Here is a 26,371-nt window from a genome sequence, read left to right as displayed (position 1 = left end):
GCGTTTTCCCCCGCTCTGCGCACCTAAGATGGGCGCCTTTCACACACGAGGTTCTCTGCAGGGGTGCTCCATAGAGCACCTGGCAGCTGCGCCGCATGGTGTGGCAAGAGGGGCTATGGATTTCTTACGTCGTGTATTTGTGGGCGCCCGAGGGCGGGAGGCTGTGCCTTCGCTGGAGCTGTGCGACAGCAGCCGTGCCGCAGGCGCGCCGGACTCGCTGCGTGCGGACACTGTGCTTGCGGCCCTCGACATCGACGCAGCGATCAATGCCCACGAGCGCTGGAAAACCCACCTCATGGACTACCTCGAAGGCCGCACCAGCGAGGGCCTGGACCCTGCGGAGGTGCGCCGCAGCGACCGTGGCGCGCTCGGGCGGTGGCTGCATGGCGTGGGCGGGGAATTGCTGGGCGACCAGCCTGCCTATGCAGTGCTGATGGCGCGCCACCAGTACTTTCACGAACAGGCCGCGGTGCTGGTGGAATGGGCCCAGCAAGGGGAATGGGAGAAGGCCGTGCAGGTGCTCCACGGCGGGTACCGCTATGGCTCCAGCCAGGTGGTGCTGCTGCTCAAGGAACTCAAGCGCGGCCTCGTGCAGCAAGCCTGATTACTGTCGCGCCCCCCCTCCCCAGCACGCATTTTTGGGGGATGCGCCCTGGTTTGCCAGGATTCAGGTGGTGCGTGTGTCCCGCCCCGTGAGCGCGGTGAACAGGCGGTACTCGCATTCAGGGTCGCTGCATTTTTCGCAGTTCCAGGCGCGAAGACGGGCAGGTGTGCGGGTGCTGGCATCGGATTTTAGGTCAAAAATGCCCCTGGCGCTTGATTGGTGAGTATTTGTTGCTATACTTTTAATAGCAATCAGTGCATTGGCAATGCGTTGCTCGCCATGCCCATACACCACCCGATAGCCCATGCCAGCTTGGGCCAGATCCACACGCAAACGTGCGTCGACTGCCTCCTGCGCCGCCCGTTCGCCAGCGGGGCAGGGCAGATCCAGCCCCATCAGCAGAATCAGGCTGGCCTCAATGACTTCCTCAGGGGGCAGGCCGCACAGGGCAGGGTTGCAGATAATGTGTACGGAACCGGCGGCAAGCTGCATGTGCAGCGCGTCGCTCAACGCCTGGGCTCCAGTGCCGGGCGCGCCGAGCAGAACGATGGTGGGCGAGGAGGGCACGGGGGCAGGTGGTCAGAAGATGGGGCGTCGCCCCCTGTGCCGTCGTCAAGACATCCGAACGGCGGTTTTTTGGGGGAGGGTCACTGAACCTCGGAGTGCAAACGCACGGGCTCAGCGTGGCGTGAACTGCACGTAGACCTCGTTGGGCTTGACCATGCCCAATTCGCTGCGCGCCTTTTCTTCCACCATGTCGAGCCCTTCCTTGAGGTCGTGCACCTCGGAAGACAAGCGCTCGTTGGCCTGCCGGGCCTGGTCATTGGCGACCTTTTGCACATCAATCTGCCGCTGCATCTCGTTGACGCGCGGCACACTGCCACGCCCCAGCCAGAGCTGGGCGTGCAGTGCTGCCAGCAGAGCCAGCAGGATGACAGGCACTATGCGGGAGCCCATGGCGGCGGTTTAGTCCTTGGTGCGATGCCGCGCCGTCCGACCGGCTGCAGCAGGCCATGCCTGTGTCCTGGGCGCGCTGCACGCCAGTGCACCCCTGGAACCGGCTTGGCCGGGCCACTGGGTGCGTCTCCCTCCCGCAGGAGAGGGGGAAGGCGCGAAGCGGCTCAGGGGGAGCTTCATTTCAGGTTGTAGAACGCAGCGCGGCCGGGGTACTGAGCGATTTCGCCCAGGTCTTCCTCGATGCGCAGCAGCTGGTTGTATTTGGCGATGCGGTCCGAGCGCGACAGCGAGCCCGTCTTGATCTGGCCAGCGTTGGTGCCCACAGCGATGTCGGCAATGGTGCTGTCTTCGGTTTCGCCCGAGCGGTGCGAGATCACGGCGGTGTAGCCGGCGCGCTTGGCCATCTCGATGGCAGCGAAGGTTTCGGTCAGCGTGCCGATCTGGTTGATCTTGATGAGGATCGAGTTGGCGATGCGCTTGTCGATGCCTTCCTTCAGGATCTTGGTGTTGGTCACGAACAGGTCGTCGCCCACCAGCTGTACCTTGTCGCCCAGGCGTTCGGTCAGGTGCTTCCAGCCGTCCCAGTCGCCTTCGTGCATGCCGTCTTCGATGCTGATGATCGGGTACTTGTCCACCCAGGCGGCCAGCATGTCGGTCCATTGCTGGGCGGTGAGCTTCAGGCCGCCTTCGCCTTCCAGCACGTAGTGGCCGTCCTTGTAGAACTCGCTCGCAGCGCAGTCCAGGCCCAGGGCGATCTGTTCGCCGGCCGTGTAGCCTGCGGCTTCAATGGCTTGCAGGATGAGGCGGATGGCCGCTTCGTGGTTTTCGACGCTGGGGGCAAAGCCGCCTTCGTCGCCCACGGCGGTGCTCATGCCCTTGTCGTGGATGATCTTCTTCAGCGCGTGGAACACTTCGGCACCCCAGCGCACGGCTTCGCGGAAGGTGGGGGCGCCCACGGGGATGATCATGAACTCTTGCAGGTCCAGGCTGTTGTTGGCGTGCGCGCCGCCATTGATCACGTTCATCATGGGCACGGGCAACTGCACGCTGCCCATGCCGCCCAGGTAGCGGTACAGCGGCAGACCGGATTCTTCGGCGGCAGCGCGGGCCACGGCCATCGACACGGCCAGCATGGCGTTGGCGCCCAGGCGGCTCTTGTTCTCGGTGCCGTCCAGGTCGATCAGCGTCTTGTCCAGGAAGGCCTGCTCGGAGGCATCCAGGCCCAGCACGGCTTCGGAGATTTCGGTGTTGATGTGCTCCACGGCCTTGAGCACGCCCTTGCCCAGGTACCGGCTCTTGTCGCCATCGCGCATTTCAATGGCTTCGCGGCTGCCGGTGGATGCGCCCGAAGGCACGGCGGCGCGCCCCATCACGCCCGATTCCAGCAGCACGTCGCATTCGACGGTGGGATTGCCGCGGCTGTCCAGAACTTCGCGGCCTACGATGTCAACGATTGCGCTCATTTTTTTCCTTTGGATAGATAAGGGTCAGACCGGGGCGTCTACGCCTTCGACCAGCACCATATTGAAAAACTCGGTGGCGCCTTCGCGCTTGGCGCGCGCGGCCCGGTACAACTCGGCGTCGTAGAAAGCCTTGGCATTGTCGAAACTGGGGAAGCGAAGCATGGCCACTCGTGCTGGCGTCCAATCGCCTTCCAAAGTCTCGAACTTTCCGCCGCGAACCAAGTATTCGCCACCATGGGCTTTCACCGCAGCGGGCGCGGCGGCCATGTACAGCTTGTACTGCTCGGGGTCGGTCACTTTCATGTCTACGATGATGTAGGCGACGGCCATTTTTTCGTCCTGTCAGTTGAAGTTGTTTTCGAGGAATCCGTTTTTCTTGGTGATGTCGTCCAGCGCCACCAAGGTCTCCAGCAACGCCTTCATGTGCTTGAGTGGCACGGCATTGGGCCCGTCCGACCAGGCCTCAGCGGGCTTGGGGTGGGTTTCCATGAACAGCCCTGCCACGCCCGCAGCCACACCGGCGCGGGCCAGCACAGGCACCATGTCGCGCGCGCCGCCGCTCACGGCGCCAAGCCCACCAGGTTTTTGCACTGAATGGGTCACGTCAAACACCACCGGCGCGCCAGACTTGCGCATCTCGGCCAGGCTGGTCATGTCGGCCACCAGATTGTTGTAGCCAAAGCTCACCCCGCGTTCGCAGGCGAGAAACCGGTCTTCCGACAGGCCAACTTCCAGCGCGGCAGCACGGGCTTTGTCGATGACGTTCTTCATGTCCCAGGGTGCGAGGAACTGGCCCTTCTTGATGTTCACCGGCTTGCCAGACTGCGCCACGGCACGGATGAAGTCGGTCTGGCGGCACAGGAATGCGGGCGTCTGCAGCACATCGACCACGCTGGCCACTTCGGCCACCTGAGCTGTGTCGTGCACATCGGTCAGGATGGGCAACTGCAACTGGCGGCGCACCTCGTCCAGGATCTTGAGACCCGCCTCCAGCCCCACACCACGCTGGCTGGAGCCGGACGAGCGATTGGCCTTGTCGAACGAGCCCTTGTAGATCAGCGGGATACCCAAGGCGGTGCAGGTTTCCTTGAGCTGGCCTGCGACGTCGAGCGACATCTGCAAACCTTCAATGGAGCAGGTGCCCGCGATCAGGAAAAAGCGCTGGTGGAGGTCGACGTCGAATCCGCACAGTTGCATGGCCGTTTTCCTCAGGCTTTCGCCGCTTGCTTCTGGTGTTCCACCGCCGCCTTGATGAAGGCATTGAACAGCGGGTGGCCGTTCCAGGGCGTGGACTTGAACTCGGGGTGAAATTGCACGCCGATGAACCAGGGGTGCACGTTTTGCGGCAACTCCACGATTTCGGTGAGTTCTTCACGCTGCGTAAGCGCCGAGATCACCAGACCCGCCTTGCGCAGCTGGTCCAGGTAGTTCACGTTGGCTTCATAGCGGTGGCGGTGGCGCTCGGTCACCACATCTCCGTAGATGCTGTGGGCCAGCGTGTTGGCCGATACGTCAGAGCTTTGTGCACCCAGGCGCATGGTGCCGCCCAGGTCCGAGTTTTCATCGCGCTTCTTGATCGTGCCGTCTGCATCTTTCCACTCGGTGATCAGGGCGATCACGGGGTGCGGGGTGGCGGGGTCGAACTCGGTGCTGTTGGCGTTCGCCAGGCCCGCCACATGGCGCGCGTATTCGATGGTGGCCACCTGCATCCCCAGGCAGATGCCCAGGTAGGGCACCTTGCGCTCGCGGGCAAACTGGGCCGTGGCGATCTTGCCTTCCACACCGCGTTGGCCAAAGCCGCCGGGCACCAGGATGGCGTCGTACTTGGCCAGTTTGGCCACAGCCTCTGCACTGTCGATGGTTTCAGAATCGACATGGTCGATCTTCACGCGCACATGGTTTCGCATACCGGCGTGGCGCAGGGCTTCGTTGACGGACTTGTAGCTGTCCGAAAGGTCCACATACTTGCCCACCATCGCGATGGTGACTTCGCCTTGTGGGTGCTCGGTTTCGTGCACCAGGTCGTCCCAGCGCTTGAGGCTGGTGGGCGGCGTGTTCAGACGCAGCTTGTCGCAGATCAGTCCGTCCAGGCCCTGCTCGTGCAGCATGCGGGGCACCTTGTAGATGGTGTCCACATCCCACATGCTGATCACGCCCCATTCGGGCACGTTGGTGAACAGCGAGATTTTGGCGCGCTCTTCTTCGGGAATGCGGCGGTCGGCGCGGCACAAGAGGGCGTCGGCCTGGATGCCGATCTCGCGCAGCTTCTGCACGGTGTGCTGGGTGGGTTTGGTCTTGAGCTCGCCAGCCGCTGCAATCCAGGGCAGGTAGGTCAGGTGCACGAAGGCCGCATTGTTGGGGCCCATGCGCAGGCTCATCTGGCGCACGGCTTCCAGGAACGGCAGCGATTCGATGTCGCCTACCGTGCCGCCGATCTCGACGATAGCCACATCCACAGCGTCCGGCGTGCCGATGCCAGCGCCGCGCTTGATGAATTCCTGGATTTCGTTGGTGACGTGCGGGATGACCTGCACGGTCTTGCCCAGGTAGTCGCCGCGGCGCTCTTTCTCCAGCACGGACTGGTAAATCTTGCCCGTGGTGAAATTGTTGGTTTTCTTCATGCGCGTTTCGATGAAACGCTCATAGTGGCCCAGGTCGAGGTCGGTTTCTGCACCGTCGTCGGTCACGAAAACCTCGCCGTGCTGGAACGGCGACATGGTGCCCGGATCTACGTTGATGTAGGGGTCAAGCTTGATGAGGGTGACTTTGAGTCCCCGCGATTCGAGGATCGCGGCAAGGGAGGCTGAGGCGATTCCCTTACCGAGGGAAGACACCACACCGCCGGTGACGAAGACAAATTTGGTCATGTCTTTTTTGGTGGTGGGAAATTGGGATTATAGATGGCACCCCGGCAGCACCCCGGCCGGCAGGGTCACCCCCGTCTGCTAAATTCGCTCCATGAATGAGCTTGCTGGCAAACACATTGTTCTGGGTCTGAGTGGGGGCGTGGCTTGCTACAAGGCGGCTGATCTGTGCCGCCAGCTCATCAAGGAGGGGGCCACCGTGCAGGTCGTCATGACCGAAGCGGCCGGGCAATTCATCACGCCGGTCACCATGCAGGCCCTGTCCGGTCGCCCCGTGTATGGCTCGCAGTGGGATGCGCGCGAACCCAACAACATGCCCCACATCAACCTGAGCCGTGAGGCCGATGCCATCCTGATTGCGCCCTGCAGTGCGGATTTCATCGCGCGGCTGGTGCAGGGGCGGGCGGATGAATTGTTGAGCCTGCTGTGCTTGGCACGTCCGGCGCACCAGGTGCCGTTGTTGCTGGCACCCGCCATGAACCGTGAGATGTGGGCTCACCCAGCCACGCAGCGCAACCTGGCCCAGGTTGCGCAGGATGGTGCGGTGGTGCTGGGTGTGGGCAACGGCGACCAGGCTTGTGGCGAGACTGGTGATGGCCGTATGTTGGAGCCTGGGGAGCTGCTTGAGGAGTTGATTGCCTTCTTCGTGCCCAAGGTCCTGGCGGGGCGCAAGGTGCTGGTGACGGCGGGCCCCACTTTTGAGGCCATCGACCCTGTGCGCGGTATCACCAACCTTTCAAGCGGGAAGATGGGCTTTGCCATCGCCCGTGCGGCCCGCGAAGCTGGAGCCGATGTCACTTTGGTGGCCGGGCCGGTGCATGTGTCCACTCCGCGTGGCGTGCGCCGTGTGAATGTGCTGTCGGCCGGGGAAATGTTGGCGGCGGTGGAGCGGCATGTGCAGGCGGCTTCGGTGTTCATTGCCACGGCTGCCGTGGCGGACTGGCGGCCTGCCAGCCAGTCTTCCCAGAAGATCAAGAAGGACGGATCGGGCCAGACGCCGACCCTGGGTTTTGTCGAGAACCCCGACATTCTCGCTGCGGTGGCGAAGTCATCGCATGCCCTCGCAGGCGATTTGTTCTGTGTCGGTTTTGCGGCGGAGAGCCATGATCTGCTGGCCCATGCGACGGCCAAGCGCGTGCGCAAAGGGGTACCGCTGCTGGTGGGCAACATCGGCCCTGCCACTTTTGGGATGGATGACAATGCCCTGTTGCTAGTGGATGCGGAGGGTCACCGGGAGTTGCCCCGTGCTTCCAAGCGCGTGCTGGCGCAGCAACTGGTGGAGGACATCGCCGCCCGCTTGCCGCCCCTGGGTTCGTGACTTTCGTTTTTAGGAGGTCGTATGAATACTGGCTCCACCAAGCCTGAATGGGACACACCGCCCAATGGCGATTTTGCGCGTTATGTGGAGCGGCTGAGCGCGTCAGCTCCCGCCAGGAGCGCGCAGGCACCATCCCCTGGCTCCACCACGGCATCTCAGCCGGCGGCTGCAGGTGGTGTGCGCCCGATGTCTCCGGCTGTTCCGCCGGACCTTGCCCAGGTTCTCATGCCTTTGTTCGGAGTGCTGCGGACGGTGCGTGTCGTGCTGTTGGTGCTGATTGCACTGCATGCCGTTGCGCTGTTTGTGTTCAGCCAGGGCTCTTTGCCGGGGCTGGTGGTCATGGGGGCTATTTGGTGGGGGCTCGGCTGGCTGATGGAGGCCGCGCCCAAAGCCCTATCATCCGCAGGCTCCGGCGCCACGCCAGGCGTGGCGCCCTTGCAGGAGCGGCTGCGGCAAGTGACCCAGCAGCGCAAAACAGGAAAGAAAAAATAGCTGTGAAGATTGATGTGAAGATTCTGGATTCGCGCATGGCGGACCAATTGCCAACCTATGCCACGCCCGGTAGTGCTGGCCTGGATCTGCGGGCCTGCCTCGATGCTCCGCTGACATTGCAGCCCAATGGTTGGCAGCTGGTGCCCACGGGGATTGCCGTGTACCTCAAGGACCCCGGGTATGCCGCGCTGATCCTGCCACGCTCGGGCTTGGGTCACAAGCATGGCATCGTGCTGGGCAATCTCGTGGGGTTGATCGACAGCGACTACCAGGGGCAGCTCATGGTGAGCGCCTGGAACCGCAGCGGCACTGCATTCACTCTGGAGCCGATGGAGCGACTGGCCCAGCTGGTGATCGTCCCGGTGGTGCAGGCACAGTTCAATGTGGTGACGGAGTTTGCAGCGACGGAGCGCGGTGAGGGCGGCTACGGATCTACCGGAAAAGGCTGAAAAACGAGCAACCAGCGGGCAGTGGGCGTGGTTGTAAGACGGCGCTTACCTTTGGAAGAGTCTGTTACTGACCAACTCGCAGCCTCCGCGTCTACGGTATGGGGTGCTCGCGCGTTGTTCCAATCAAGGCATGCGCATCGAGTCTGAGTTTTCAGAGCGCCATGCGCCAGCCCCCTGACTTTAGGAGTTTGAAAATGCTGCAATTTACCCGTTCCTTCGCCATCGCCGGTGCTGTCGTCCTCGTGGCCTCCTTGGCCGCGTGCGGCCATAACCGGTCGGCTCCTCCACCGCAATATTCGGGTGGCTACTCGGGTGGTTACCAGACCGCGCCAGCCTACCCGAACAGTCCGGCAGGCACGGAATATGGTCGGGTTTCCAATATTGAAGTGCTGCAGGGGCGCTCACAAGGCCAAACCTCTGGTGCAGGAGCTGTGATCGGAGCCGTGGTCGGGGGTGTGCTGGGCAACCAGATTGGCAAGGGCTCAGGCCGCGCCGCAGCGACAGGCGTAGGCATTGTTGGGGGAGCCGTCGCAGGCAATGCCATCGAGGGCCGCAACAACAGCCAGGAAGTACAGGGTTATCGCCTGTCGGTACAACTCGATCACGGGGGCTACCGCGTCTACGACGTGAGCAGCCCTGGGGATCTGCGCATGGGTGACCGTGTGCGCCTCTACAACGGCCAGATTTCTCGCCTTTGATGAACCGGCAGGTTGCGCGGGAGTCCTGAGTCGTTCAGGACTGCCCGTCAACGTGGTTCAGTGGAGCAGGTTGTTGCCAGGAGCCTGGGGCTGAACCCGAAAGAAACCGGTACCGGCGGTGCCACGGCCAATCTCTTCTTCAGTGGCTTCACGCACCGCTTGTACGGTCAACTGCAAGCGCAGCGCAATGCCCGCCAACGGATGGTTGCCGTCCAGAACCACATGTTCAGGATAGATCTCGGTCACCGTGTAGAGCCCGGTGCGGGGAGCATCGGGGTTGCAGTCTTGCGGCAAAGCGGCGCCGTCAAACGTCATTCCCTCTTCGATCTCTGCGGGAAACAGTGCACGCGGTTCCAGGAACAGCAATTGATCATTGAAGTCGCCGAAGGCGTCTTCGGGCTCCAGGTGGAGTGCCAGCGTGGCCCCGGGGCTGTGGCCTTGCAGGGCTTCTTCGATGCGGGGCAGCAGATCGTCTCCCCCCACCAGAAACTCCACAGGGTCATCGAGAACGTCCAGTTCTTCGCCCAGAGTGTCTTTCAGCGTCCAGGTCAGTGCGACCACACATTGTTGGGTAATTTCCATAGGAGAATTGTCGCAGTTTGACCAATGGCCCCGCAAAGGGGTAGACCTGTGCCCATGGATATCCAGCAACCCCTTTCTCTGCTCGGTGGCCTAACCCCCGCGCAATTCATGCGCCGCCATTGGCAGAAGAAGCCTTTGCTGGTGCGCCAGGCTATTCCCCAGTTCACGCCCCCAGTGCTGCGGTCCGAGCTTTTCGCGCTGGCCGCACAAGAGGGGGTGGAGTCCCGCCTTGTTCAATTGGCCAAAGGTGCGTGGAAGCTGCGCCACGGCCCTTTCCAGCGGCGTGCCCTGCCTGCACTCCAGCAGCCAGACTGGACCTTGCTGGTGCAAGGGGTGGACTTGCACAATGATGCAGTTCACGCGCTGATGCAGCAGTTCAGGTTTGTGCCGGAAGCGCGGCTTGATGACCTCATGATCAGCTATGCGTCCCCTGGCGGGGGGGTGGGCCCGCATTTCGACAGTTACGACGTCTTTCTGTTGCAGGCCCACGGCCGGCGGCGCTGGCGCATTGGCCGCCAGAAGGATCTCACGCTGCGTGACGGCATTCCGCTCAAGGTGTTGGCGCAGTTCGAGCCGGAAGAGGAGTTTGTGCTGGAGCCTGGCGACATGCTGTACCTGCCACCGCGCTATGCACATGACGGCATCGCCGAGGGCGAATGCATGACCTATTCGATCGGTTTCAGGGCCCCGGCCCGTGCTGAGCTTGCGCAAGAACTGCTGGTGCGCCTGGCGGAGGATGCTGCCGATGAGGGCAGCCCCTTGTTGTACCGAGACGCGCAGCAGGAGGCTGTGCCTCAGCCCGCCGCCATTCCCGCGGGGTTGCAGGATTTTGCGCGCGATGCACTGGCCCGCGTGCTGGCGCAGCCCCTGGTGCTGGAGCGCGCGCTCGGTGAATATCTGACCGAACCCAAGCCCAGTGTGTGGTTCGAGCCAGGGGATGCGGGTGTGATGCTCGAAGGTGTACGCTTGGATCGCCGCAGCCGCATGATGTACGACACGCACCATGTGTTCATCAATGGCGAGAGCTACCGCGCCGCAGGCCGCGATGCGACGCTGATGCGCCGCCTGGCCGACGAACGCCGGTTGAGCGCCCGCGAACTGGCGCGCGCCAGTGACGATGCGCTGGAGTTGCTGTCGTCCTGGTGTGATGCGGGCTGGGCCCATGTCTGGACTGAATAGACTGTCGCACCCAAGGAGACATTGCCATGACCGAGGCTTCCACTCCCCCGAATTCGCTGCCTGATCTGCCTTCAGGGCGTTTCAGTGGCAGAGAGGCGTTTCAGCAGATGGTGCGCGATGCGATTGCTACCGCCGCCCGGGATGGCTGGAAGGAAATTCTGATCAGCGATGCGAATTTTCATGACTGGCCCCTGGGTGAACGTGGCGTGGTCGAGGCCCTCCAAGATTGGGCCCATGGGAGCCGGCGGTTCACCATGCTGGCGTGCAGCTACGACGACGTGATTCGCCGGCATGCGCGGTTTGTACGCTGGCGGGGCACCTGGGACCACATCATCAGTTGTCGCCGCAGCCCGACCGCCGATCCCTTGGATATTCCCAGCGCGTTCTGGTCGCCGCAGTGGGTGATGCAGCGGCTGGACCCGGAGCGGTGTGTAGGTGTTACCGGCAACGAGCCGGACCGGCGGGTGCTGCTGCGCGAGACCCTCAATGAGTGGGTACGCAGCAAAAGCACGCCCGGTTTTCCCGCATCCACGCTGGGGTTGTGAGCAAAATGCACGCTTTGTGCCTTGTCAATCGGGTGTAAAGGTTTCGTCAGTGTTAGTCTGTATTGACTAAATACCAATATAATCGGCGGCTGCGCCAAAAAGGTGCAAGCCAAGCGCATTGTGCCAAAGCGTACCGGGGCTTTCAAAAAGCCTGACGCCGTGGCTTTTCAAGATTCTGTCTGTCCAACTAGGAAAATCGAAATGAAGAACTCTCTCGTTCTGGCCGCCCTGATCGCTGCTGCAGCACTCGCCGCTTGTGGCAAGAAGGAAGAGCCAGCTCCAGCGCCAGCACCTGCTGCCGTGGAAGCTCCAGCACCCGCACCAGCTCCTGCCGCTTCTGAAGCCGCTCCTGCTGCTTCCGACGCTGCTTCGGCTGCTGCCGCACCCGCTGCTGACGCTGCCAAGGCTGCTGCTGACGCTGCTGCCACCGCTGCTACTGGCGCTTCCGCAGCCAAGTAATTCGCTGCAGGCCACAGCGGGTTGCAAGACCCGCTATCGCCCCGAAAGCCCCGCATCGCAAGGTCGGGGCTTTTTCTTTTTGGCGGTGCCTTCCTTCCCTGGGGTTGGTCGTTTGCGACATGGCCAGGGTCACTTCATCCTGCAACTGAAAGCCAGGGTGTTCCCATCGTTGGGCTGGCGACGGTGATTTCGTCGGCGGGCCACTCCAGCGCAAGACCCAGTGCCTGTTGGGCGAGGGCGGGGGCATTGTTCTGCGCGCTCAGGTGGGCGGCCACCACACGCTGCAGACCAGGGTGCCGCACGGCGCGCAGGATGTCGGCTGTCGCCAAATTGGCCAGGTGCCCATACGGTCCTCCGACGCGGCGCTTCAGAAAGGCCGGGTACCGGGACGCTTCGAGCATTGCGGGGTCGTGGTTGGCTTCAATCATGAGCGCATGGCAGCCCTGCAATTGCTGCAAAACATGGTCACTGGCGTGGCCCAGGTCGGTCAGCACACCCAGGTGGGTTGCACCGTCCGAGCAGCGCAGCTGCAGCGGTTCGCGGGCATCGTGTGGCACGGTGAAGGGCAGGGCGCTGAAGGTGCCCAGGTCCAGGGCCTGCATGTCGTGCGCGATGCGCAGCATGCCATCAAAGTCGGGCGCGCCCAGGGCAGCGTAGGTGCCTTGGCTCATCCACACCGGAATACGGTGGCGCACCGCCACGGCCAGCGCACAGCCGATGTGGTCCGAGTGTTCGTGGGTGATGAATACGGCATCCAGGTCTTCCAGCTGCAGTTGCGCTTGCGCCAGGCGGGCCTGCAGTTGCCGGATGCCGAATCCACAATCAATGAGCAGGCGGCGGACCTGCGGGCCGCTGCTGCCTTCCACCACTGTGGCGTTGCCCGTGCTACCGCTGCCCAGGTTTTTGAAGCGCAGCATGTCGTGGTCGAAAGCGCTTCCCGTGCAGCGTACCCCCGCTCCACGGGCAGGCGGCCGGGGCAATGGAGGTGGCGTGCGCCGGGGGTGCTTATTTCAGATCGTCGGCAATCACGCGCACGATGCGCTCGGCATTGGCTGACGACTCGGGGACGCCAGCCTCATTGAGCACCGACACCGTGGTGGACTCGCCCTGGCTGCGCACCACGATGCGGTACTTCAGTGGAGGCGTGGCGTTGGACGAGCTGAAGAGTTTGCCGAAGAATCCTGGGTCCTTCTTTTCGGCATTGGGGGCCACATAGCGCACAAAGTAGGTACCTTCGTTGCGATTGCGGTCTTCCACCGTGAAGCCTGTGCGGTCCAGGGCCAGGCCGATGCGGCGCCATGCGCGGTCAAAACCCTCGTCGAGCTGGACCACGGGCTTGTTGTCCACCGTGGCCATGCGGGCAGATTGAGCACGTGGTGCGGGAGCTGCGGCCACCGCCTTCGACTGCTCCTGGCTCACACCCAGCTTGACCATCAGGCGGCGCAGGAATTCGGTTTCCAGCTCGGGGTCAGAGGGGCGGGGCTGCCACACCGTGTTGTCCTTGGTGGCCGTGCCGTAGACCTCGATCATCCCGCGGTGGGTGATGTAGACCTCGGTGCCGCCATTGGCGTTGCGCTCCAGGCGGGTGCGGAACTTGTCGCGCTCACCGGTGGAGTACAGCGAGTCCAGCAGCTTGCCCAGGGTTGAGCGGATGAAGTCCTGTGGCAGTTTGGCGCGATTTTCAGCCCAATCGGTTTCCATGATGCCCACGTTGGGCTCTGCCTGGGCCAGGTTGAAACCGCTTTCTTGCCAGAAGTCGCGCACGGGCTCCCAGAGCTTGTCGGCCGGGCGATTGACCACCAGCCAGCGCTGGTTGCCATCGCGCTCAATGCGCACGTCGCCCAGTTGCAGGGCGGCGGCGTTGGCAGTGCCCGATGGCTGCGCAGCCTGGCCGGCCTGCATGGCGGCAGCCGAGACAGCGCCGCCAGGGACGTTGTAGCGTGAATCGCGCGACAGCTGGGTCAGGTCTGGTGGGACTTCCAGGGTCGAGCCTTTGGTGGCGCTCTTGTAGTCGATCTTGTCGCCCTCCAGGGCGGCACAGGCGGACAGGGCCATGGCAAGGGTCAGCAGGCTCAGGCGGGTGGTAGCAGCTTTCACGCGGAAATCCTTGGAGAGTGTCTCGGGGAGCGGGCGCAGCCCGGATTAGATCAGGCCGCTGTTGCGCAGCGCAGATTCGACCACAGCCTCGTTGCTGGTGGTCAGCGGCGTCATGGGCAGGCGCATGGTGCCACCACACAGGCCCATGCGGGCCACGGCCCATTTGACCGGGATGGGGTTGGCTTCGACAAACAGGTTCTTGTGCACGGGCATGAGCTGGAACTGGATCTGCATGGCACGCTGGACATTGCCAGCCAATGCGGCCACGCACAGCTCGTGCATGAGGCGGGGCGCCACATTGGCCGTCACGCTGATGTTGCCATGGCCGCCGCACAGCATGAGCGCCACGGCGGTCGGGTCGTCGCCCGAGTACACACCAAAGCCTTTGGGCACATCGCGGATGAGCCATTGGGCGCGCTCGATGTTGCCGGTGGCTTCCTTGATGCCGATGATGCCTGGCACCTGGGCCAAGCGCAGCACGGTGTCATGCTGCATATCGGCCACCGAGCGACCGGGCACGTTGTACAGCACGACAGGCAGGTCGCCCGTGGCTTCGGCAATCGCCTTGAAATGCTGGAACTGGCCCTCTTGCGTGGGCTTGTTGTAGTACGGCACCACTTGCAACTGGCTGTCGGCCCCCACGCCACGCGCGAACTTGGCCAGCTCGATGGCTTCAGCGGTGGAGTTGGCTCCGCAGCCGGCCATGATCGGCACACGCTTGGCAGACTGCTCCACGGCCACGCGGATGATTTCGCAATGCTCTTCGACGTTGACGGTCGGCGATTCGCCCGTGGTGCCCACCACGCCGATGCAGTCGGTGCCTTCGGCAATGTGCCAGTCGATCAGTTTGCGCAGGGCCGGGTAGTCCACGCTGCCGTCCTCGTGCATGGGAGTGACGAGGGCGACGATGCTGCCGGTGAGGGCGACGGAAGAAGAGGTCATGTCCGCAGTGGTAAACGGTAAAAGGGCATTCTAACTAGCCCACATGGGCAAAAGATGTCGTGAGGGTCCACCAGACTGTGGGAGTTCCCGCACGGCCGTGATGCGTTGCACGAAACGGTCGGGGTTTTGTTGGAAGCCGTCTTCATAGGCCACGGTGCGCAGTCCGGTGCAGGCGGTTAGCAGTTCCCCGGGCTGCAGAAGAAATTCGGGCCGGGCCGGGCGGCCCACGGTGTCGTTGCCGTGGGCGAAGGTTTCGTAGATCAGCACGCCGCCCGGTGCCACGCTCTCCACCATGGTGGCCAGCAGGGGCCGCCACAGGTAGTTGGTGACCACCACTGCACCAAACTGACGGCCTGCAAAGGGCCATGGGCCCTTCTCGATGTCGGCCAGCACCAGCTCCCCCAGCCCCTCGCAGGCGGCCAGGGCCTCGGCAGAACGGTCGACCCCGACCACGGGGTGGCCCAAGCCGCGCAACCAACGCAGGTGGCGCCCTGCGCCGCAGGCCACGTCGAGCGCGGTGCTGCCCGGCGCGATCAGATGGGACCAGCGGCGAACCCAGTCGGAAGCGGCTTCGTTACCGTGCATTGTGTTTTGCTGCAAAAAATATAGCTAATAGCGCTTTATGGATAAGCGCTGGAGGCCAAAAATAGTTGAAATTTTGAGGTGCAGGCTCAGAAGCAAGCCCACATCTGGTCGGCCAGCATCACCATGAAGTCCGGCACCGTATACATGCCAAACACCGCGAGGCACAGCAGCACGGCAACCGTCCAGGCCAGCCAGCGCCAAGCCCACGGCACGCTCCGGCCGGGTGGCGTGGGAGATGTGCTGGCGGTCGGCATGGTGGTGTCTGGATGGCGTTGCCGGGTTCAGGCGGGTTGGGCCGCGCCGCGCTGGATGGGGTTTTCCCGGACCGGCAGGTTCACCAGTCCGGCGAACACCCCAAGCCCAATGGCGATGTACCAGACGATATCGTAGCTGCCTGTAACGTCATACAGGTAGCCGCCCAGCCACACGCCCAGAAAGCTGCCGATCTGGTGGCTGAAGAACACAAAGCCGCCCAGCATCGACAGATGCTGCACGCCAAAGATCTGCGCAATGGTGGCGTTGGTGGGTGGAATGGTAGACAACCACAGCGTGCCCATGACCGCCGAGAACACATACACCGACAGCGGCGACAGCGGCACGAGCAGGAACACAGTAATCACCACCGCGCGCGCGAAGTAAATGAAGGCCAGGATGAACCGCTTGGGCATGCGCTGGCCCAGGGTGCCGGCCACGTAGGTGCCCAGCACATTGAAGAGGCCGATCAGCGCCAGCGCATAGCTGGCCACCTGGGGCGACAGGCCGTGGTCCTTGAGGTAGCTGGGCATGTGGACCCCAATGAAGACCACCTGGAAGCCGCAGACGAAGTAGCCCGCCATCAGCAGGTTGAAGCTGGGATAGCGGAAGGCCTCGCCCAGCGCCTGCACGATGGTCTGCTCGCGTTTGACCGGGGCGGCTCCGGCAAAGCTGGGCTCGCGCAGGCCAAAAGCCAGGGGCACGATCAGCAGCACCATCAGCGACAGCGCCAGCAGCGCCTGTTGCCAGCCCAGGCCAGCGATCAGCCAGCCTTCCACCGGCACCATGAGGAACTGCCCGAACGAGCCTGCCGCAGCGGCCACGCCCATGGCCCATGAGCGGCGCTCTGGCGCAATCTGCCGCCCCAGCACGCCATAGATCACCGCATAGGTCGTGCCAGCCTGCGCTGCGCCGATGAGCACGCCAGCAGTCAGTGCAAACAGGGTGGGCGTGGGCGACAGCGCCATGCCCGCCAAGCCCAGGCCGTACAGCACGGCACCGCCCATGAGCACACGGAAGGCGCCAAACCGGTCGGCCACCATGCCCGCAAAAATCCCGATCAGGCCCCAGGACAGGTTCTGGATGGCAATGGCCAGCGCGAACGACTGGCGTGTCCAGCCCATTTCCTGGGTGATGGGCAAGAGCCACAGCCCGAACCCGTGGCGGATGCCCATCGACAGTGTCACGATGGCCGCGCCACAGGCGAGCACCTGGAACATGGACAGTTTGGGAGGATTCATATGCATGCGCAGGAATGTAGCGAGATTGGGCGAAACGCGCTGATACACCGGTGACCAATACAGTTGCAAGCAGGGTCAGGCTTTGCGAGCCTGCTGGAGGACTGGTTTTATATCCAGCTATTGCTGCGCTGCCGCACTACAATCCGCCCCATGTCTGCCAAACCGTCCCCCGTGTCCGCCAGTGAATATTCCGAAGGCTCGATCCGTGTGCTCAAGGGCCTGGAGCCCGTCAAGCAACGCCCGGGCATGTACACCCGCACCGACAACCCGCTGCACATCATTCAGGAAGTGCTGGACAACGCCGCCGATGAGGCGCTGGCTGGCCACGGCAAGAAGATCCGCGTCACGCTGCATGCCGATGGCTCGGTCAGTGTCGAAGACGATGGGCGGGGTATTCCCTTCGGCATGCACCCCGAGGAAAACGCCCCGGTGATCGAACTGGTGTTCACCCGCCTGCACGCGGGCGGCAAGTTCGACAAGGGCAAGGGCGGCGCCTACAGCTTCTCAGGCGGCCTGCACGGCGTGGGCGTGAGTGTGACCAACGCCCTGGCGACGCGGCTGGAGGCGACGAGCTACCGCGAAGGCAAGGCGGCGCGCCTGGTGTTTTCGGCCGGGGATGTGATTGAACCCCTGGTGGCCCGGCCGCTGGAGGCGGGCGAGCGCAAGCAGGGCACCTCGGTCCGTGTATGGCCTGATGCCAAGTATTTCGAGTCGAGCGCGTTGCCCATGGGCGAGTTGACCCACCTGCTGCGCAGCAAGGCGGTGCTCATGCCGGGCGTGACGGTGCAGCTCGTCAACGAGAAAACCCGCGAGACGCAAACCTGGCAGTACAAAGGCGGCCTGCGCGACTACCTGATGCAGACGCTCAACGGTGACCCGGTGATCCCGCTGTTTGAAGGCGAGGGTTTTGCCGACCGCAACAACGAAAGTTTTGCCGAAGGCGAGGGCGCATCCTGGTGTGTGGCCTTCACCGAAGACGGCCAGCCCGTGCGCGAGAGCTACGTCAACCTGATCCCCACCAGTGCGGGTGGCACCCACGAAAGTGGCCTGCGCGACGGCCTGTTCAATGCCGTCAAGAGTTTCATCGAGCTGCACAGCCTGTTGCCCAAGGGCGTGAAGCTGTTGCCCGAGGACGTGTTTGCGCGCGCCAGCTATGTGCTCAGTGCCAAGGTGCTGGACCCGCAGTTCCAGGGCCAGATCAAGGAGCGCCTGAATTCGCGCGACGCGGTGCGCCTAGTCAGCGGCTTTGTGCGCCCCGCGCTCGAACTCTGGCTCAACCAGCACGTTGAATACGGTAAGAAGCTCGCCGAGCTGGCCATCAAGGCCGCGCAAACCCGCCAGAAGGCGGGCCAGAAGGTCGAAAAACGCAAGGGCTCGGGCGTGGCCGTGTTGCCCGGCAAGCTCACCGACTGCGAAAGCAAGGACATCGCCCACAACGAAGTTTTCCTGGTCGAGGGCGACTCGGCTGGCGGCAGCGCCAAGATGGGCCGCGACAAGGAAAGCCAAGCCATCCTGCCGCTGCGCGGCAAGGTGCTCAACACCTGGGAGGTGGAGCGCGACCGCCTGTTTGCCAACAACGAAATCCACGACATTTCGGTGGCGATTGGCGTGGACCCGCACGGCCCCAACGACACGCCGGACCTGAGCGGCCTGCGCTACGGCAAGGTCTGCATCCTGGCGGATGCCGACGTGGACGGCTCGCACATCCAGGTGCTGCTGCTCACGCTCTTCTTCCGCCACTTCCCCAAGCTCATCGAGACCGGCCACATCTACGTGGCGCGCCCGCCGCTGTTCCGTGTGGACGTGCCCGCGCGCGGAAAGAAGCCCGCCGCCAAGATGTATGCACTGGACGACGGCGAACTGACTGCCATCCTCGACAAATGCGCCAAGGACGGTGTGCCGAAAGAGAAGTGCCAGATTGGCCGCTTCAAGGGCCTGGGTGAGATGAACGCCTCGCAGCTGTGGGAAACCACGCTCAACCCCGACACCCGCCGCCTGCTGCCCGTGCAGCTGGGCGACATGGACTTTGCCGCCACCGAAGGCCTCATCACCAAGCTCATGGGCAAGGGCGAAGCCGCCGCGCGCCGCGAGCTGATGGAGCTGCATGGCGATGCGGTCGAGATCGATATCTGACCGCATCGACACGCTCCACCCGGTGTTTGTGATGAAAAATCCCCTTAAAAACAGTGCCCTGCGCTTGTTTGTATTGGGTATGCTGCTATGTTTTGTGCAGCAAGTGGCCCATGCGGACCTGTGGGCGCACGTGGACGAGCGCGGCGTGACGCACTTTGCCGCCGAGCAGATCGATGCGCGCTACCAGCTGTTTTTTCGTGGCAATGACTTTGACTCGACCCGGGATGTGCCCGCCAATGCGTCGCCCATGCCCTACGCGCTGCCTGCAGCAGGTGCGCGCCTGCTGGCTTTTTTTGATATCGCGCCCGACTACAAGCGGGTCAAACACCACCTGCGTGCTGCGTCCAGCAAACATGGCGTGGACTACGAATTGCTGCAGGCTGTGATCGCGACCGAGTCCGGTTTTGACGCCACTGCCGTGTCGCCCAAGGGCGCCGTGGGCCTGATGCAGGTGATGCCCGCCACGGCCAACCGGTTTGGCGTGAGCACGGATGCAAAACGCACGGTGGAGCAAAAGCTGGCCGACCCGGCCGTGAACGTGCCCACCGGCACGCGCTACCTGCGCCACCTGCTGGACCTGTTTCCAGGCCGCATGGACCTGGCTGTTGCCGCCTACAACGCTGGCGAAGGCGCCGTGCAGCGCGCGGGCAACCAGATTCCGGCCTTCAAGGAAACGCAGAACTATGTGCGCACGGTGCTGGGCCTGTATGCCCAGCTCAAGCCGCCAGCCCCGGTGCTGGCGCAACGCGCCGTGCCGGGCCGCGTGCGCATGGAGCTTTCGGGCGGCGCGCAGAACCGGGGCAACCTGCCACCCACCAGCGTGGCGCAGACCCGCAGCGCCCCCCAGAACGTGAACCCAGAAACTGTACCCAACGAATGAGCGACCAACCCACTCTTGATTTCACCACCGCAGGCGACGACGGGGGCGACTCCCTGGGCCTGGCGGGCTATGCCCAGCGCGCCTACCTCGAATACGCGCTGTCGGTCGTCAAGGGCCGTGCGCTGCCCGATGTGTGCGACGGCCTCAAGCCCGTGCAGCGGCGCATTCTGTATTCGATGGACCGCATGGGCCTGGGCTACAGCGGCCCCACGCGCAGCGCGGCGGCCAAGCCGGTCAAGAGCGCCCGGGTGGTGGGTGATGTCATTGGCAAGTACCACCCGCACGGGGACACGGCGGCCTATGACGCCATGGTGCGCATGGCGCAGGACTTCGCCCAGCGCTACCCGCTGGTGGACGGCCAGGGCAACTTCGGCAGCCGCGACGGTGACGGCGCCGCGGCCATGCGCTACACCGAGGCGCGCCTGTCGCGCATCACCAGCCTGCTGCTCGACGAGATAGACGAAGGCACGGTCGATTTCGCCCCGAACTACGATGGCTCTGAGCAGGAGCCGCGCCAGCTGCCCGCACGCCTACCGTTCGCGCTGCTCAATGGCGCCAGCGGCATTGCCGTGGGCCTTGCCACCGAAATCCCGAGCCATAACCTGCGCGAAATTGCCGACGCCTGCGTTGCGCTCATCAAGACGCCGTCGCTCAGCCAGGAAGATCTGCTGGCCCTGGTGCCCGGCCCGGACTACCCCGGTGGCGGCCAGATCATCAGTGCGGCCTCCGACATTGCCGATGCCTACCGCACGGGCCGGGGCAGCCTCAAGGTGCGCGCGCGCTGGAAGATCGAAGACATGGCGCGTGGCCAGTGGCAGCTGGTGGTCAACGAGTTGCCACCCGGCGTGAGCACGCAAAAGGTGCTCGAAGAGATCGAGGAAATCACCAACCCCAAGGTCAAGGCGGGCAAGAAGGCCCTGAGCCAGGACCAGACACAGCTCAAGGCCAGCATGCTGGCCGTGCTGGATGTCGTGCGTGACGAGTCCAGCAAGGACGCCCCCGTGCGCCTGGTGTTCGAGCCCAAGACCGGCAAGACACCGCAGCAGGAGCTGATCACCGCACTGCTCGCCCACACCAGCCTCGAATCCTCGGCCCCTATCAACCTCACGATGGTGGGGCTGGATGGCCGGCCCACCCAGAAATCGCTGCGGCAGATGCTGGAGGAGTGGATTGCCTTCCGCCAGACCACCATCACCCGCCGCACGCAGCACCGTTTGAACAAGGTGCTGGAGCGCATTCACATCCTCGAAGGGCGGCAGATTGTCCTGCTCAACATCGATGAGGTGATTGCCATCATCCGCCAGGCCGACGAGCCCAAGGCGGCGCTGATCGCGCGCTTCAACCTCAGCGACCGGCAGGCCGAGGACATCCTTGAAATCCGCCTGCGCCAGCTCGCGCGGCTTGAAGCGATCAAGATCGAGCAGGAGCTGAAAGAACTGCGCGAAAGCCAGGGCAAGCTCGAAGACATCCTGAACAACCCTGGCTCGCTGCGCCGCACCATGGTCAAGGAGATCGAGCAGGATGCCAAGACCTTTGCCGACGCGCGCCGCACACTCATCCAGGCCGAGAAGAAGGCCGTGGCCGAAGTGAAGGTGGTGGACGAGCCCGTCACGGTGGTTGTTTCGGAAAAAGGCTGGGTGCGTGCACGCACCGGCCACGGGCACGAGGCCGCCAGTTTTGCCTTCAAGGCGGGCGACGGGCTGTATGGCACGTTCGAGTGCCGCACGGTCGATACCCTGCTGGCCTTTGGCAGCAACGGCCGCGTGTATTCGGTGGCCGTGTCGCTGCTGCCCGGTGCGCGCGGTGATGGCCAGCCCGTGACCACGCTCATCGAACTGGAAGCGGGCACGCAGCTGCTGCACTACTTTGCGGGGCCCGCCAACGCCACGCTGCTGTTGTCCAACTCGGGCGGCTACGGCTTTCTGGCGGCGGTCGAGAACATGGTCTCGCGCCAGAAGGGCGGCAAGGCCTTCCTCACGCTGGGCGAGGGTGAAACCGTGTGTGTGCCTTCGCACGCGGCGGGCACCACGGGCAGCAAGCCGGTGCTGCCTGCTACGCACGTGGCCTGTGCCTCCACGGGCGGGCGCATCCTCACGTTCGAGATCACCGAGCTGAAAACCATGGCCAACGGCGGCCGGGGCCTGATGCTGATCGACCTGGAAGACAAAGACCAGCTCGCAGGCGCTGCAGCCTACACGCGCAGCATTCGCCTCGATGGCATTGGCCGGGGCGGCAAGGTGCGCGATGAGACGCTGGAGATTCGCAGCCTGAACAATGCCCGTGCCGCGCGCGGCCGCAAGGGCAAGGCGGCAGACCTGGGCTTCAAACCCAACGCGGTGACGCGGGTGGAGTAAGGGTGTGGCGCGCAACTCACCCACGCTGGATGAGCTGCGCCGCTACGCGATTGCGCGCAGCCTGTTCAAACCACTGACGCTGCCCGGCGCGATTCGCAAGCTTGGTTTTGTGCAGGCCGACCCGATGCGGGCGCCCGCACGGGCACAGGATCTGATTTTGCGTATGCGGGTGCGCGGCTACCGCGCAGGGGACCTGGAGCGCCGCTATGAGCGGTTGGGCATCGAGGAAGACGCTTTCGTCAACTATGGCTTCGTCTCGCGCGAGATGCTGGCGCTGCTGCATCCACGCATGCCGCGCCGGCCCTGGGATGCCGTGACCACCGAGCGTGCGCGCGAGGTGCTGGCGTTTGTGCAGGAGCGGGGCGTGGTGCACCCACGTGAGGTCAGCGAGGCGTTTGCACACCACGGCCGCGTGGCGGGCTACTGGGGCGGAGAGCTCAACGCGAGCACCCGCCTGCTGGATGCCATGCACCACCATGGCTGGCTGCGGGTGTGCCGCCGCGAATCGGGCACCCGGGTGTATGCGCCGATGGAGCATCCCGCGCAGGATGCCAGCCCCACCGCGCGCCTGGCGCGCGCCGAAGCCCTGGTCGATCGCATCGTGGCGCTGTACGCCCCGCTGCCCGCCTCCAGCCTGGGCTACCTGGTCACGCTGCTGCGCTACGGTGCACCGCAACTGGCGGCCGAGGCGCGCGCGGTGGCCAAGGCCGCGCATTTGCGCTACGGTCATGCGGTGGTGGGCGGAACGACCTGGTTCTGGCCCGCCAACGAAAACCCGGTCTCACGCCGCCACCAGCCAGACCCGGGAGTGCGGCTGCTGGCACCGTTCGATCCCGTGGTCTGGGACCGCCGCCGTTTCGAGATGCTGTGGGGCTGGGCGTACCGGTTCGAAGCGTATGTGCCGGCCCCCAGGCGCACCATGGGCCACTATGCGTTGCCCGTGCTGTGGGGGGAACAGATGGTGGGTTGGGCGAACCTGCGCGTGGAGCGCGGGCAACTGCGGCATGAGTTGGGATTTGTGGCTGGCCGGCCTCCACGCGATGCGGGTTTTCGGCGCGCGCTGGACGAGGAGCTGGCGCTTTTCGAGGCCTTTCTGGGAACCGCGGCCTGACAGCCGGTTGCCCTGTCCGGATCAAGGCTTCAGCATTTGCCGGCGGCTTTGCTGAGCGCGTTGCAGGAGGCCGAGGCGGCCGCAGGTGCTGCCGCCTTGCCGGCCATCGGCGTGCAGATGGCATCCGAATTCGGCGTCTGCCCGAACGACATGGCTTTCTGGAACCCCGTGGCCGAGTACATGTAGCACTGGTAGGTGGCCCCGTCAGTGGTCTTGGCGGTGTAGTTGATGCGCCCGCCGGTTTCTTCGCTCTTGTTGGTGATGGTGAAGGCGCCCACCTGGCGGCCAATCGCCACGGAGGTACGCTGCTCCAGGCCCTCCTGGCTGATGGTGGCGGCACATCCAGACAGGCCCAATGCGATCAGGAGGGTGGCGCCGAGGCACGTGCGGTGGAGCTTGCAGGAAGTCATGGAGTCATTGGCCTTTGAAAATGGATCAGGCCAGTTTGATGGCTTCGCCGCTGCGCGGGAACCCGACCCCGGTAGGGTGTTGTCCGCGCGCGAAATGTGGGCCAATGGGGGCCGTCGTGGACATCGACGCCCTGATCGGCTCAGATCTTTTCGTGAGGCACTGCGCTGGTGATGGGGCTGGGGGCATTCGCCCCAGCCCAATGGTGGATGGATGTTGCCGCTGGCATGGCTCCACGCGTGGCCCCTGATGGGGCAGTGCAGGCAGGGCAGACCCTGATGTGTTGTGACAGAGTTTGTGCAATCGTGCAAAAGCGCGCAACATCTGTACGCAAACACACGCTTCAGGAGACAACCATGCCCACGAACTTTCGGATGGCTCACAAGCTCTGGCTGGCAGTGATTCTGATTGTGGTTCTGCTCGTCGCCGTGGTGGGGTTCTCAGGCTACCGGTCTGTCAAAGTGCAAGCCCAGGCCGATGCGGTAGCCCGGGACAGCGAGGCGCGCGTGCAGGCGGCGATCCGATGGTCGGGCCTCACCGAAACCAATGCCGCACGGACCCAGGCGCTCATCGTCAGCAGCGATGCGGCGGTGGAGGCCGAATTCAAGGACGTGATTGCCGCCACCAGCGCGCAGATCAGCGAGGTGCAGAAGTCGCTGGAGGCCATGGCGCTGTCCGATGCCGACAAGGCGCAGATGGCCAAGATCGCCGAAGCCCGCAAGGCCATGATCGACCTGCGCGGCCAGGCCCGCAAGCTCAAGGCGGACGGGCAACAGGACCAGGCCGTGGCCCTGGTCAAGCAGTCCTACAACCCGGCCGTGGCCACTTACCTGCAAACCCTGCGCGACTTTGTGCAGCAGCAGCAGCAGGGCGCGGTCGCCAAGCAGCAGGAGATGGCGGCATCGCGCATGCTTACCGTCAAGATCGCGGCTGTTGCCGTGGGCCTGCTGCTGCTGGCCATCATCGTGGGGGCCTACTACCTCATTGGCAGCATCCAGCGGCCGCTTGCGCAGGCGAACGGGCTGGCCGAACGCATTGCGGGCGGTGATCTGAGCATGCAGGAGTCTGTGACCCGGGGCGATGAATTTGGCGACCTGCTGCGCTCGCTCTACACCATGAGCAGCGCGCTGGGGCGCATGGTGCATCAGGTGCGCCAGAGCACGGACAGCATTGCCATCGCCAGCGCCGAGATCGCCACCGGCAACCATGACCTGTCGGCCCGCACCGAGCAGACCTCCAGCAACCTGCAGGAGACGGCTGCCGCCATGGAGCAGTTCACCAGCACCATCCAGCAAAGCGCAGGCAGTGCCCAGCAGGCCAGCAGCCTGGCGGCGGGGGCCACCGGCGTGGCGCGCCGGGGCGGCGAGGTGGTGACCCAGGTGGTGGCCACGATGGAGGACATCAACCACAGCAGCAAGAAGATTGCGGACATCATTGGCGTGATTGATGGCATTGCATTCCAGACCAACATCCTTGCGCTCAACGCCGCCGTGGAGGCCGCGCGTGCAGGTGAGCAGGGCCGGGGGTTCGCCGTGGTGGCCAGCGAGGTACGCAGCCTCGCCCAGCGCAGCGCCGAGGCCGCCAAGGAGATCAAGCAGCTCATCAGCGCGTCAGTGGAAAAGGTGGAAACGGGGTCGAGGCTGGTGTCGGACGCTGGCACCACCATGACCGACATCGTGCAGTCGGTGCAGCGCGTGACCGACATGATTGGCGAGATCACGGCGGCATCGTCCGAGCAGAGTGCTGGCGTCTCCCAGGTCAACAAGGCGATCAGCAACCTCGACCAGATGACGCAGCAGAATGCGGCGCTGGTGGAAGAGAGCGCCGCCGCTGCCCAGAGCCTGCGCGAGCAGGCGGACCACCTTGCGCGCGAGGTGTCGATGTTCAAGGTGAATGCCGCCAGCTATGGGCCTGCGCAGGCGGCCATTGGTGCGGCGCGCGCCACGGCTGCCCAGCGGCCGCAGGTACCTGTCGCCGCCGCTGCCCCAGCCGCGTCCGCACGGCCCGCAACGGGTTCAGGCGCGAAGACGGCGGGGCACGGTGCCCGCCCCGCCGTGGCCAGGGCGCCCGTTTCCGCCACGGCGGTGGCCAAGGTATCTGCCGCACCTGTACCCGCCGGCCGCAAGCCGGTGGCGGCCCAGGGGGCGGAAGAGGATTGGGAATCCTTCTGACTTTTTGACGCGCGGTCTGCCAGGGGGCGGGAGGCTCCATCCACCGCCGCCTTGCGCGGAAAACAAAAAACCCATGGCAACCATGCCCTGGGGTTTTTTGTGGAGCACGTGGTTTGTCAGGCCAGTTCGGCGATCAGCTCGATTTCCACGCAGGCGCCCATGGGGATCTGCGCCACGCCAAAAGCGCTGCGGGCGTGCACACCCTTTTCGCCAAAGACCTGGCCCAGCAGTTCGCTGGCGCCGTTGGTCACCAGGTGCTGCTCGGTGAAGTCACCCGTGGAGTTCACCAGGCTCATGACCTTGACGATGCGCTTGACGCGGTTCAGGTCGCCGCCACAGGCTGCCTGCAGCGTGCCCATGAGATCAATGGCCACCGCGCGTGCGGCTTCCTTGCCTTCTTCAGTGCCGATATCGCGACCGAACTGGGCGGCCCAGGGCTTGCCGTCCTTGCGTGCGATGTGGCCCGACAGGAACACCAGATTGCCCGTTTGCACATAGGGCACATAGGCGGCAGCGGGCACCGACACGGGCGGCAGGGTGATGTTGAGTTCTTTCAGCTTGTCGTAAATGCTCATGGTCTTCCTTGG

The 26,371-nt window shown here is 64.2% G+C and carries 28 protein-coding genes; 13 read left to right on the top strand and 15 right to left on the bottom strand.

The features are described from left to right. Nucleotides 1–115: 115 nt before the first annotated feature. Complete coding sequence (locus ASE39_RS00695; protein WP_029414089.1) at nt 116–604, top strand: CZB domain-containing protein; 489 nt, start codon at nt 116–118, stop codon at nt 602–604. A gap of 63 nt (nt 605–667) precedes the next feature. On the opposite strand, the gene ASE39_RS00690 is transcribed toward ASE39_RS00695, so the two are convergent. The 6 genes from ASE39_RS00690 to ASE39_RS00665 all read right to left on the bottom strand — a co-directional run bounded on the left by ASE39_RS00690 (nt 668) and on the right by ASE39_RS00665 (nt 5,891). Beyond that, nucleotides 668–1,171, bottom strand: coding sequence for a hypothetical protein (locus tag ASE39_RS00690; protein ID WP_057269890.1), 504 nt, complete (start codon nt 1,169–1,171; stop codon nt 668–670). Nucleotides 1,172–1,282: 111 nt separating this feature from the next. After that, nucleotides 1,283–1,561, bottom strand: a complete 279-nt coding sequence (locus ASE39_RS00685; RefSeq protein WP_010464001.1) for a septum formation initiator family protein — start codon at nt 1,559–1,561, stop codon at nt 1,283–1,285. Between the two features lie 176 nt (nt 1,562–1,737). Then, nucleotides 1,738–3,024: a phosphopyruvate hydratase gene (gene eno / locus ASE39_RS00680; RefSeq protein WP_010464002.1), complete on the bottom strand. Its 1,287-nt coding sequence runs from the start codon at nt 3,022–3,024 to the stop codon at nt 1,738–1,740. Between the two features lie 24 nt (nt 3,025–3,048). After that, nucleotides 3,049–3,354, bottom strand: coding sequence for a DUF1330 domain-containing protein (locus ASE39_RS00675; RefSeq protein WP_010464003.1), 306 nt, complete (start codon nt 3,352–3,354; stop codon nt 3,049–3,051). Between the two features lie 12 nt (nt 3,355–3,366). Further along, a complete protein-coding gene (kdsA, locus tag ASE39_RS00670) occupies nt 3,367–4,221 on the bottom strand; it encodes a 3-deoxy-8-phosphooctulonate synthase (protein ID WP_010464004.1) in 855 nt (284 codons plus the stop codon). A gap of 11 nt (nt 4,222–4,232) precedes the next feature. Then, the gene (locus ASE39_RS00665; RefSeq protein WP_057226975.1) at nt 4,233–5,891 is read right to left on the bottom strand and encodes a CTP synthase; all 1,659 of its coding nucleotides are present in this window, start codon (nt 5,889–5,891) and stop codon (nt 4,233–4,235) included. Between the two features lie 91 nt (nt 5,892–5,982). Between ASE39_RS00665 and coaBC the strand changes: the two genes are divergently transcribed. The 4 genes from coaBC to ASE39_RS00645 all read left to right on the top strand — a co-directional run bounded on the left by coaBC (nt 5,983) and on the right by ASE39_RS00645 (nt 8,845). Then, nucleotides 5,983–7,206, top strand: coding sequence for a bifunctional phosphopantothenoylcysteine decarboxylase/phosphopantothenate--cysteine ligase CoaBC (gene coaBC / locus ASE39_RS00660; RefSeq protein WP_057269889.1), 1,224 nt, complete (start codon nt 5,983–5,985; stop codon nt 7,204–7,206). Between the two features lie 21 nt (nt 7,207–7,227). Further along, nucleotides 7,228–7,698, top strand: coding sequence for a hypothetical protein (locus ASE39_RS26990; protein ID WP_242421333.1), 471 nt, complete (start codon nt 7,228–7,230; stop codon nt 7,696–7,698). A 2-nt stretch (nt 7,699–7,700) separates the two neighbouring features. Further along, entirely contained in the window at nt 7,701–8,147 is a 447-nt protein-coding gene (gene dut, locus ASE39_RS00650) for a dUTP diphosphatase (RefSeq protein ID WP_057269888.1), read from the top strand. A gap of 194 nt (nt 8,148–8,341) precedes the next feature. Next, nucleotides 8,342–8,845: a glycine zipper 2TM domain-containing protein gene (locus tag ASE39_RS00645; protein ID WP_057269887.1), complete on the top strand. Its 504-nt coding sequence runs from the start codon at nt 8,342–8,344 to the stop codon at nt 8,843–8,845. Nucleotides 8,846–8,902: 57 nt separating this feature from the next. Here ASE39_RS00645 and ASE39_RS00640 read toward each other — a convergent pair whose 3' ends face one another. Next, complete coding sequence (locus ASE39_RS00640) at nt 8,903–9,427, bottom strand: peptidylprolyl isomerase (RefSeq protein ID WP_057269886.1); 525 nt, start codon at nt 9,425–9,427, stop codon at nt 8,903–8,905. Between the two features lie 54 nt (nt 9,428–9,481). Here ASE39_RS00640 and ASE39_RS00635 point away from each other — a divergent pair, with 54 nt between their 5' ends. The 3 genes from ASE39_RS00635 to ASE39_RS25550 all read left to right on the top strand — a co-directional run bounded on the left by ASE39_RS00635 (nt 9,482) and on the right by ASE39_RS25550 (nt 11,610). Next, nucleotides 9,482–10,606 (top strand): cupin domain-containing protein, encoded by a 1,125-nt coding sequence (locus ASE39_RS00635; protein WP_057269885.1) that lies wholly within the window; start codon nt 9,482–9,484, stop codon nt 10,604–10,606. 26 nt (nt 10,607–10,632) lie between these two features. Continuing rightward, nucleotides 10,633–11,151 carry a hypothetical protein gene (locus ASE39_RS00630; RefSeq protein WP_057269884.1) on the top strand — a complete coding sequence of 173 codons (519 nt, stop codon included), beginning with the start codon at nt 10,633–10,635 and terminating at the stop codon, nt 11,149–11,151. Nucleotides 11,152–11,352: 201 nt separating this feature from the next. Continuing rightward, the gene (locus tag ASE39_RS25550) at nt 11,353–11,610 is read left to right on the top strand and encodes a hypothetical protein (protein WP_082615278.1); all 258 of its coding nucleotides are present in this window, start codon (nt 11,353–11,355) and stop codon (nt 11,608–11,610) included. 134 nt (nt 11,611–11,744) lie between these two features. On the opposite strand, the gene ASE39_RS00625 is transcribed toward ASE39_RS25550, so the two are convergent. The 6 genes from ASE39_RS00625 to ASE39_RS00605 form a co-directional block, all read right to left on the bottom strand. Continuing rightward, entirely contained in the window at nt 11,745–12,527 is a 783-nt protein-coding gene (locus ASE39_RS00625) for an MBL fold metallo-hydrolase (RefSeq protein ID WP_057226985.1), read from the bottom strand. Between the two features lie 88 nt (nt 12,528–12,615). Further along, a complete protein-coding gene (gene bamC, locus ASE39_RS00620; protein ID WP_082606877.1) occupies nt 12,616–13,707 on the bottom strand; it encodes an outer membrane protein assembly factor BamC in 1,092 nt (363 codons plus the stop codon). Between the two features lie 45 nt (nt 13,708–13,752). Further along, on the bottom strand, nt 13,753–14,649 hold the full coding sequence (gene dapA, locus ASE39_RS00615) for a 4-hydroxy-tetrahydrodipicolinate synthase (RefSeq protein ID WP_010464015.1): 897 nt from the start codon (nt 14,647–14,649) through the stop codon (nt 13,753–13,755). A 30-nt stretch (nt 14,650–14,679) separates the two neighbouring features. Then, nucleotides 14,680–15,234 carry a class I SAM-dependent methyltransferase gene (locus ASE39_RS00610; protein WP_029414092.1) on the bottom strand — a complete coding sequence of 185 codons (555 nt, stop codon included), beginning with the start codon at nt 15,232–15,234 and terminating at the stop codon, nt 14,680–14,682. 86 nt (nt 15,235–15,320) lie between these two features. After that, entirely contained in the window at nt 15,321–15,488 is a 168-nt protein-coding gene (locus tag ASE39_RS26835; RefSeq protein WP_199864223.1) for a hypothetical protein, read from the bottom strand. A gap of 27 nt (nt 15,489–15,515) precedes the next feature. Further along, a complete protein-coding gene (locus ASE39_RS00605) occupies nt 15,516–16,733 on the bottom strand; it encodes an MFS transporter (protein ID WP_057269883.1) in 1,218 nt (405 codons plus the stop codon). A gap of 144 nt (nt 16,734–16,877) precedes the next feature. On the opposite strand from ASE39_RS00605, the gene ASE39_RS00600 reads away from it, so the two are divergent. The 4 genes from ASE39_RS00600 to ASE39_RS00585 all read left to right on the top strand — a co-directional run bounded on the left by ASE39_RS00600 (nt 16,878) and on the right by ASE39_RS00585 (nt 23,205). Next, nucleotides 16,878–18,860, top strand: a complete 1,983-nt coding sequence (locus tag ASE39_RS00600; RefSeq protein WP_057269882.1) for a DNA topoisomerase IV subunit B — start codon at nt 16,878–16,880, stop codon at nt 18,858–18,860. A 79-nt stretch (nt 18,861–18,939) separates the two neighbouring features. Further along, nucleotides 18,940–19,740: a lytic transglycosylase domain-containing protein gene (locus ASE39_RS00595; protein WP_057269881.1), complete on the top strand. Its 801-nt coding sequence runs from the start codon at nt 18,940–18,942 to the stop codon at nt 19,738–19,740. Further along, nucleotides 19,737–22,094, top strand: a complete 2,358-nt coding sequence (gene parC, locus ASE39_RS00590) for a DNA topoisomerase IV subunit A (RefSeq protein ID WP_057269880.1) — start codon at nt 19,737–19,739, stop codon at nt 22,092–22,094. The genes ASE39_RS00595 and parC overlap by 4 nt, the downstream gene beginning before the upstream one ends. A 4-nt stretch (nt 22,095–22,098) precedes the next feature. Continuing rightward, on the top strand, nt 22,099–23,205 hold the full coding sequence (locus ASE39_RS00585) for a crosslink repair DNA glycosylase YcaQ family protein (RefSeq protein ID WP_057269879.1): 1,107 nt from the start codon (nt 22,099–22,101) through the stop codon (nt 23,203–23,205). Nucleotides 23,206–23,234: 29 nt separating this feature from the next. On the opposite strand, the gene ASE39_RS00580 is transcribed toward ASE39_RS00585, so the two are convergent. Continuing rightward, nucleotides 23,235–23,615, bottom strand: coding sequence for a hypothetical protein (locus ASE39_RS00580; protein WP_057227002.1), 381 nt, complete (start codon nt 23,613–23,615; stop codon nt 23,235–23,237). A gap of 354 nt (nt 23,616–23,969) precedes the next feature. Here ASE39_RS00580 and ASE39_RS00575 point away from each other — a divergent pair, with 354 nt between their 5' ends. Beyond that, complete coding sequence (locus ASE39_RS00575; protein ID WP_057269878.1) at nt 23,970–25,784, top strand: methyl-accepting chemotaxis protein; 1,815 nt, start codon at nt 23,970–23,972, stop codon at nt 25,782–25,784. A 116-nt stretch (nt 25,785–25,900) separates the two neighbouring features. Here ASE39_RS00575 and ASE39_RS00570 read toward each other — a convergent pair whose 3' ends face one another. After that, the gene (locus ASE39_RS00570; protein ID WP_057269877.1) at nt 25,901–26,359 is read right to left on the bottom strand and encodes a RidA family protein; all 459 of its coding nucleotides are present in this window, start codon (nt 26,357–26,359) and stop codon (nt 25,901–25,903) included. Nucleotides 26,360–26,371: the final 12 nt, after the last annotated feature.

Origin of the sequence: Acidovorax sp. Root267 (genome assembly GCF_001429215.1) — a bacterium.
GTDB lineage: Bacteria > Pseudomonadota > Gammaproteobacteria > Burkholderiales > Burkholderiaceae_C > Acidovorax > Acidovorax radicis.
The sequence above is the reverse complement of the archived record's forward strand: the minus strand, read 5'-3'. Positions and strand labels throughout refer to the sequence as shown.

Coding starts and splice junctions, on each gene's coding strand:
- ASE39_RS00695 (WP_029414089.1), top strand. CDS start 116: ATGGATTTCTTACGTCGTGTATTTGTGGGCGCCCGAGGGCGGGAGGCT.
- ASE39_RS00685 (WP_010464001.1), bottom strand. CDS start 1,561: ATGGGCTCCCGCATAGTGCCTGTCATCCTGCTGGCTCTGCTGGCAGCA.
- eno (WP_010464002.1), bottom strand. CDS start 3,024: ATGAGCGCAATCGTTGACATCGTAGGCCGCGAAGTTCTGGACAGCCGC.
- ASE39_RS00675 (WP_010464003.1), bottom strand. CDS start 3,354: ATGGCCGTCGCCTACATCATCGTAGACATGAAAGTGACCGACCCCGAG.
- kdsA (WP_010464004.1), bottom strand. CDS start 4,221: ATGCAACTGTGCGGATTCGACGTCGACCTCCACCAGCGCTTTTTCCTG.
- ASE39_RS00665 (WP_057226975.1), bottom strand. CDS start 5,891: ATGACCAAATTTGTCTTCGTCACCGGCGGTGTGGTGTCTTCCCTCGGT.
- coaBC (WP_057269889.1), top strand. CDS start 5,983: ATGAATGAGCTTGCTGGCAAACACATTGTTCTGGGTCTGAGTGGGGGC.
- ASE39_RS26990 (WP_242421333.1), top strand. CDS start 7,228: ATGAATACTGGCTCCACCAAGCCTGAATGGGACACACCGCCCAATGGC.
- ASE39_RS00645 (WP_057269887.1), top strand. CDS start 8,342: ATGCTGCAATTTACCCGTTCCTTCGCCATCGCCGGTGCTGTCGTCCTC.
- ASE39_RS00640 (WP_057269886.1), bottom strand. CDS start 9,427: ATGGAAATTACCCAACAATGTGTGGTCGCACTGACCTGGACGCTGAAA.
- ASE39_RS00635 (WP_057269885.1), top strand. CDS start 9,482: ATGGATATCCAGCAACCCCTTTCTCTGCTCGGTGGCCTAACCCCCGCG.
- ASE39_RS00630 (WP_057269884.1), top strand. CDS start 10,633: ATGACCGAGGCTTCCACTCCCCCGAATTCGCTGCCTGATCTGCCTTCA.
- ASE39_RS25550 (WP_082615278.1), top strand. CDS start 11,353: ATGAAGAACTCTCTCGTTCTGGCCGCCCTGATCGCTGCTGCAGCACTC.
- ASE39_RS00625 (WP_057226985.1), bottom strand. CDS start 12,527: ATGCTGCGCTTCAAAAACCTGGGCAGCGGTAGCACGGGCAACGCCACA.
- dapA (WP_010464015.1), bottom strand. CDS start 14,649: ATGACCTCTTCTTCCGTCGCCCTCACCGGCAGCATCGTCGCCCTCGTC.
- ASE39_RS00610 (WP_029414092.1), bottom strand. CDS start 15,234: ATGCACGGTAACGAAGCCGCTTCCGACTGGGTTCGCCGCTGGTCCCAT.
- ASE39_RS26835 (WP_199864223.1), bottom strand. CDS start 15,488: ATGCCGACCGCCAGCACATCTCCCACGCCACCCGGCCGGAGCGTGCCG.
- ASE39_RS00605 (WP_057269883.1), bottom strand. CDS start 16,733: ATGCATATGAATCCTCCCAAACTGTCCATGTTCCAGGTGCTCGCCTGT.
- ASE39_RS00600 (WP_057269882.1), top strand. CDS start 16,878: ATGTCTGCCAAACCGTCCCCCGTGTCCGCCAGTGAATATTCCGAAGGC.
- ASE39_RS00595 (WP_057269881.1), top strand. CDS start 18,940: ATGCTGCTATGTTTTGTGCAGCAAGTGGCCCATGCGGACCTGTGGGCG.
- parC (WP_057269880.1), top strand. CDS start 19,737: ATGAGCGACCAACCCACTCTTGATTTCACCACCGCAGGCGACGACGGG.
- ASE39_RS00580 (WP_057227002.1), bottom strand. CDS start 23,615: ATGACTTCCTGCAAGCTCCACCGCACGTGCCTCGGCGCCACCCTCCTG.
- ASE39_RS00575 (WP_057269878.1), top strand. CDS start 23,970: ATGCCCACGAACTTTCGGATGGCTCACAAGCTCTGGCTGGCAGTGATT.
- ASE39_RS00570 (WP_057269877.1), bottom strand. CDS start 26,359: ATGAGCATTTACGACAAGCTGAAAGAACTCAACATCACCCTGCCGCCC.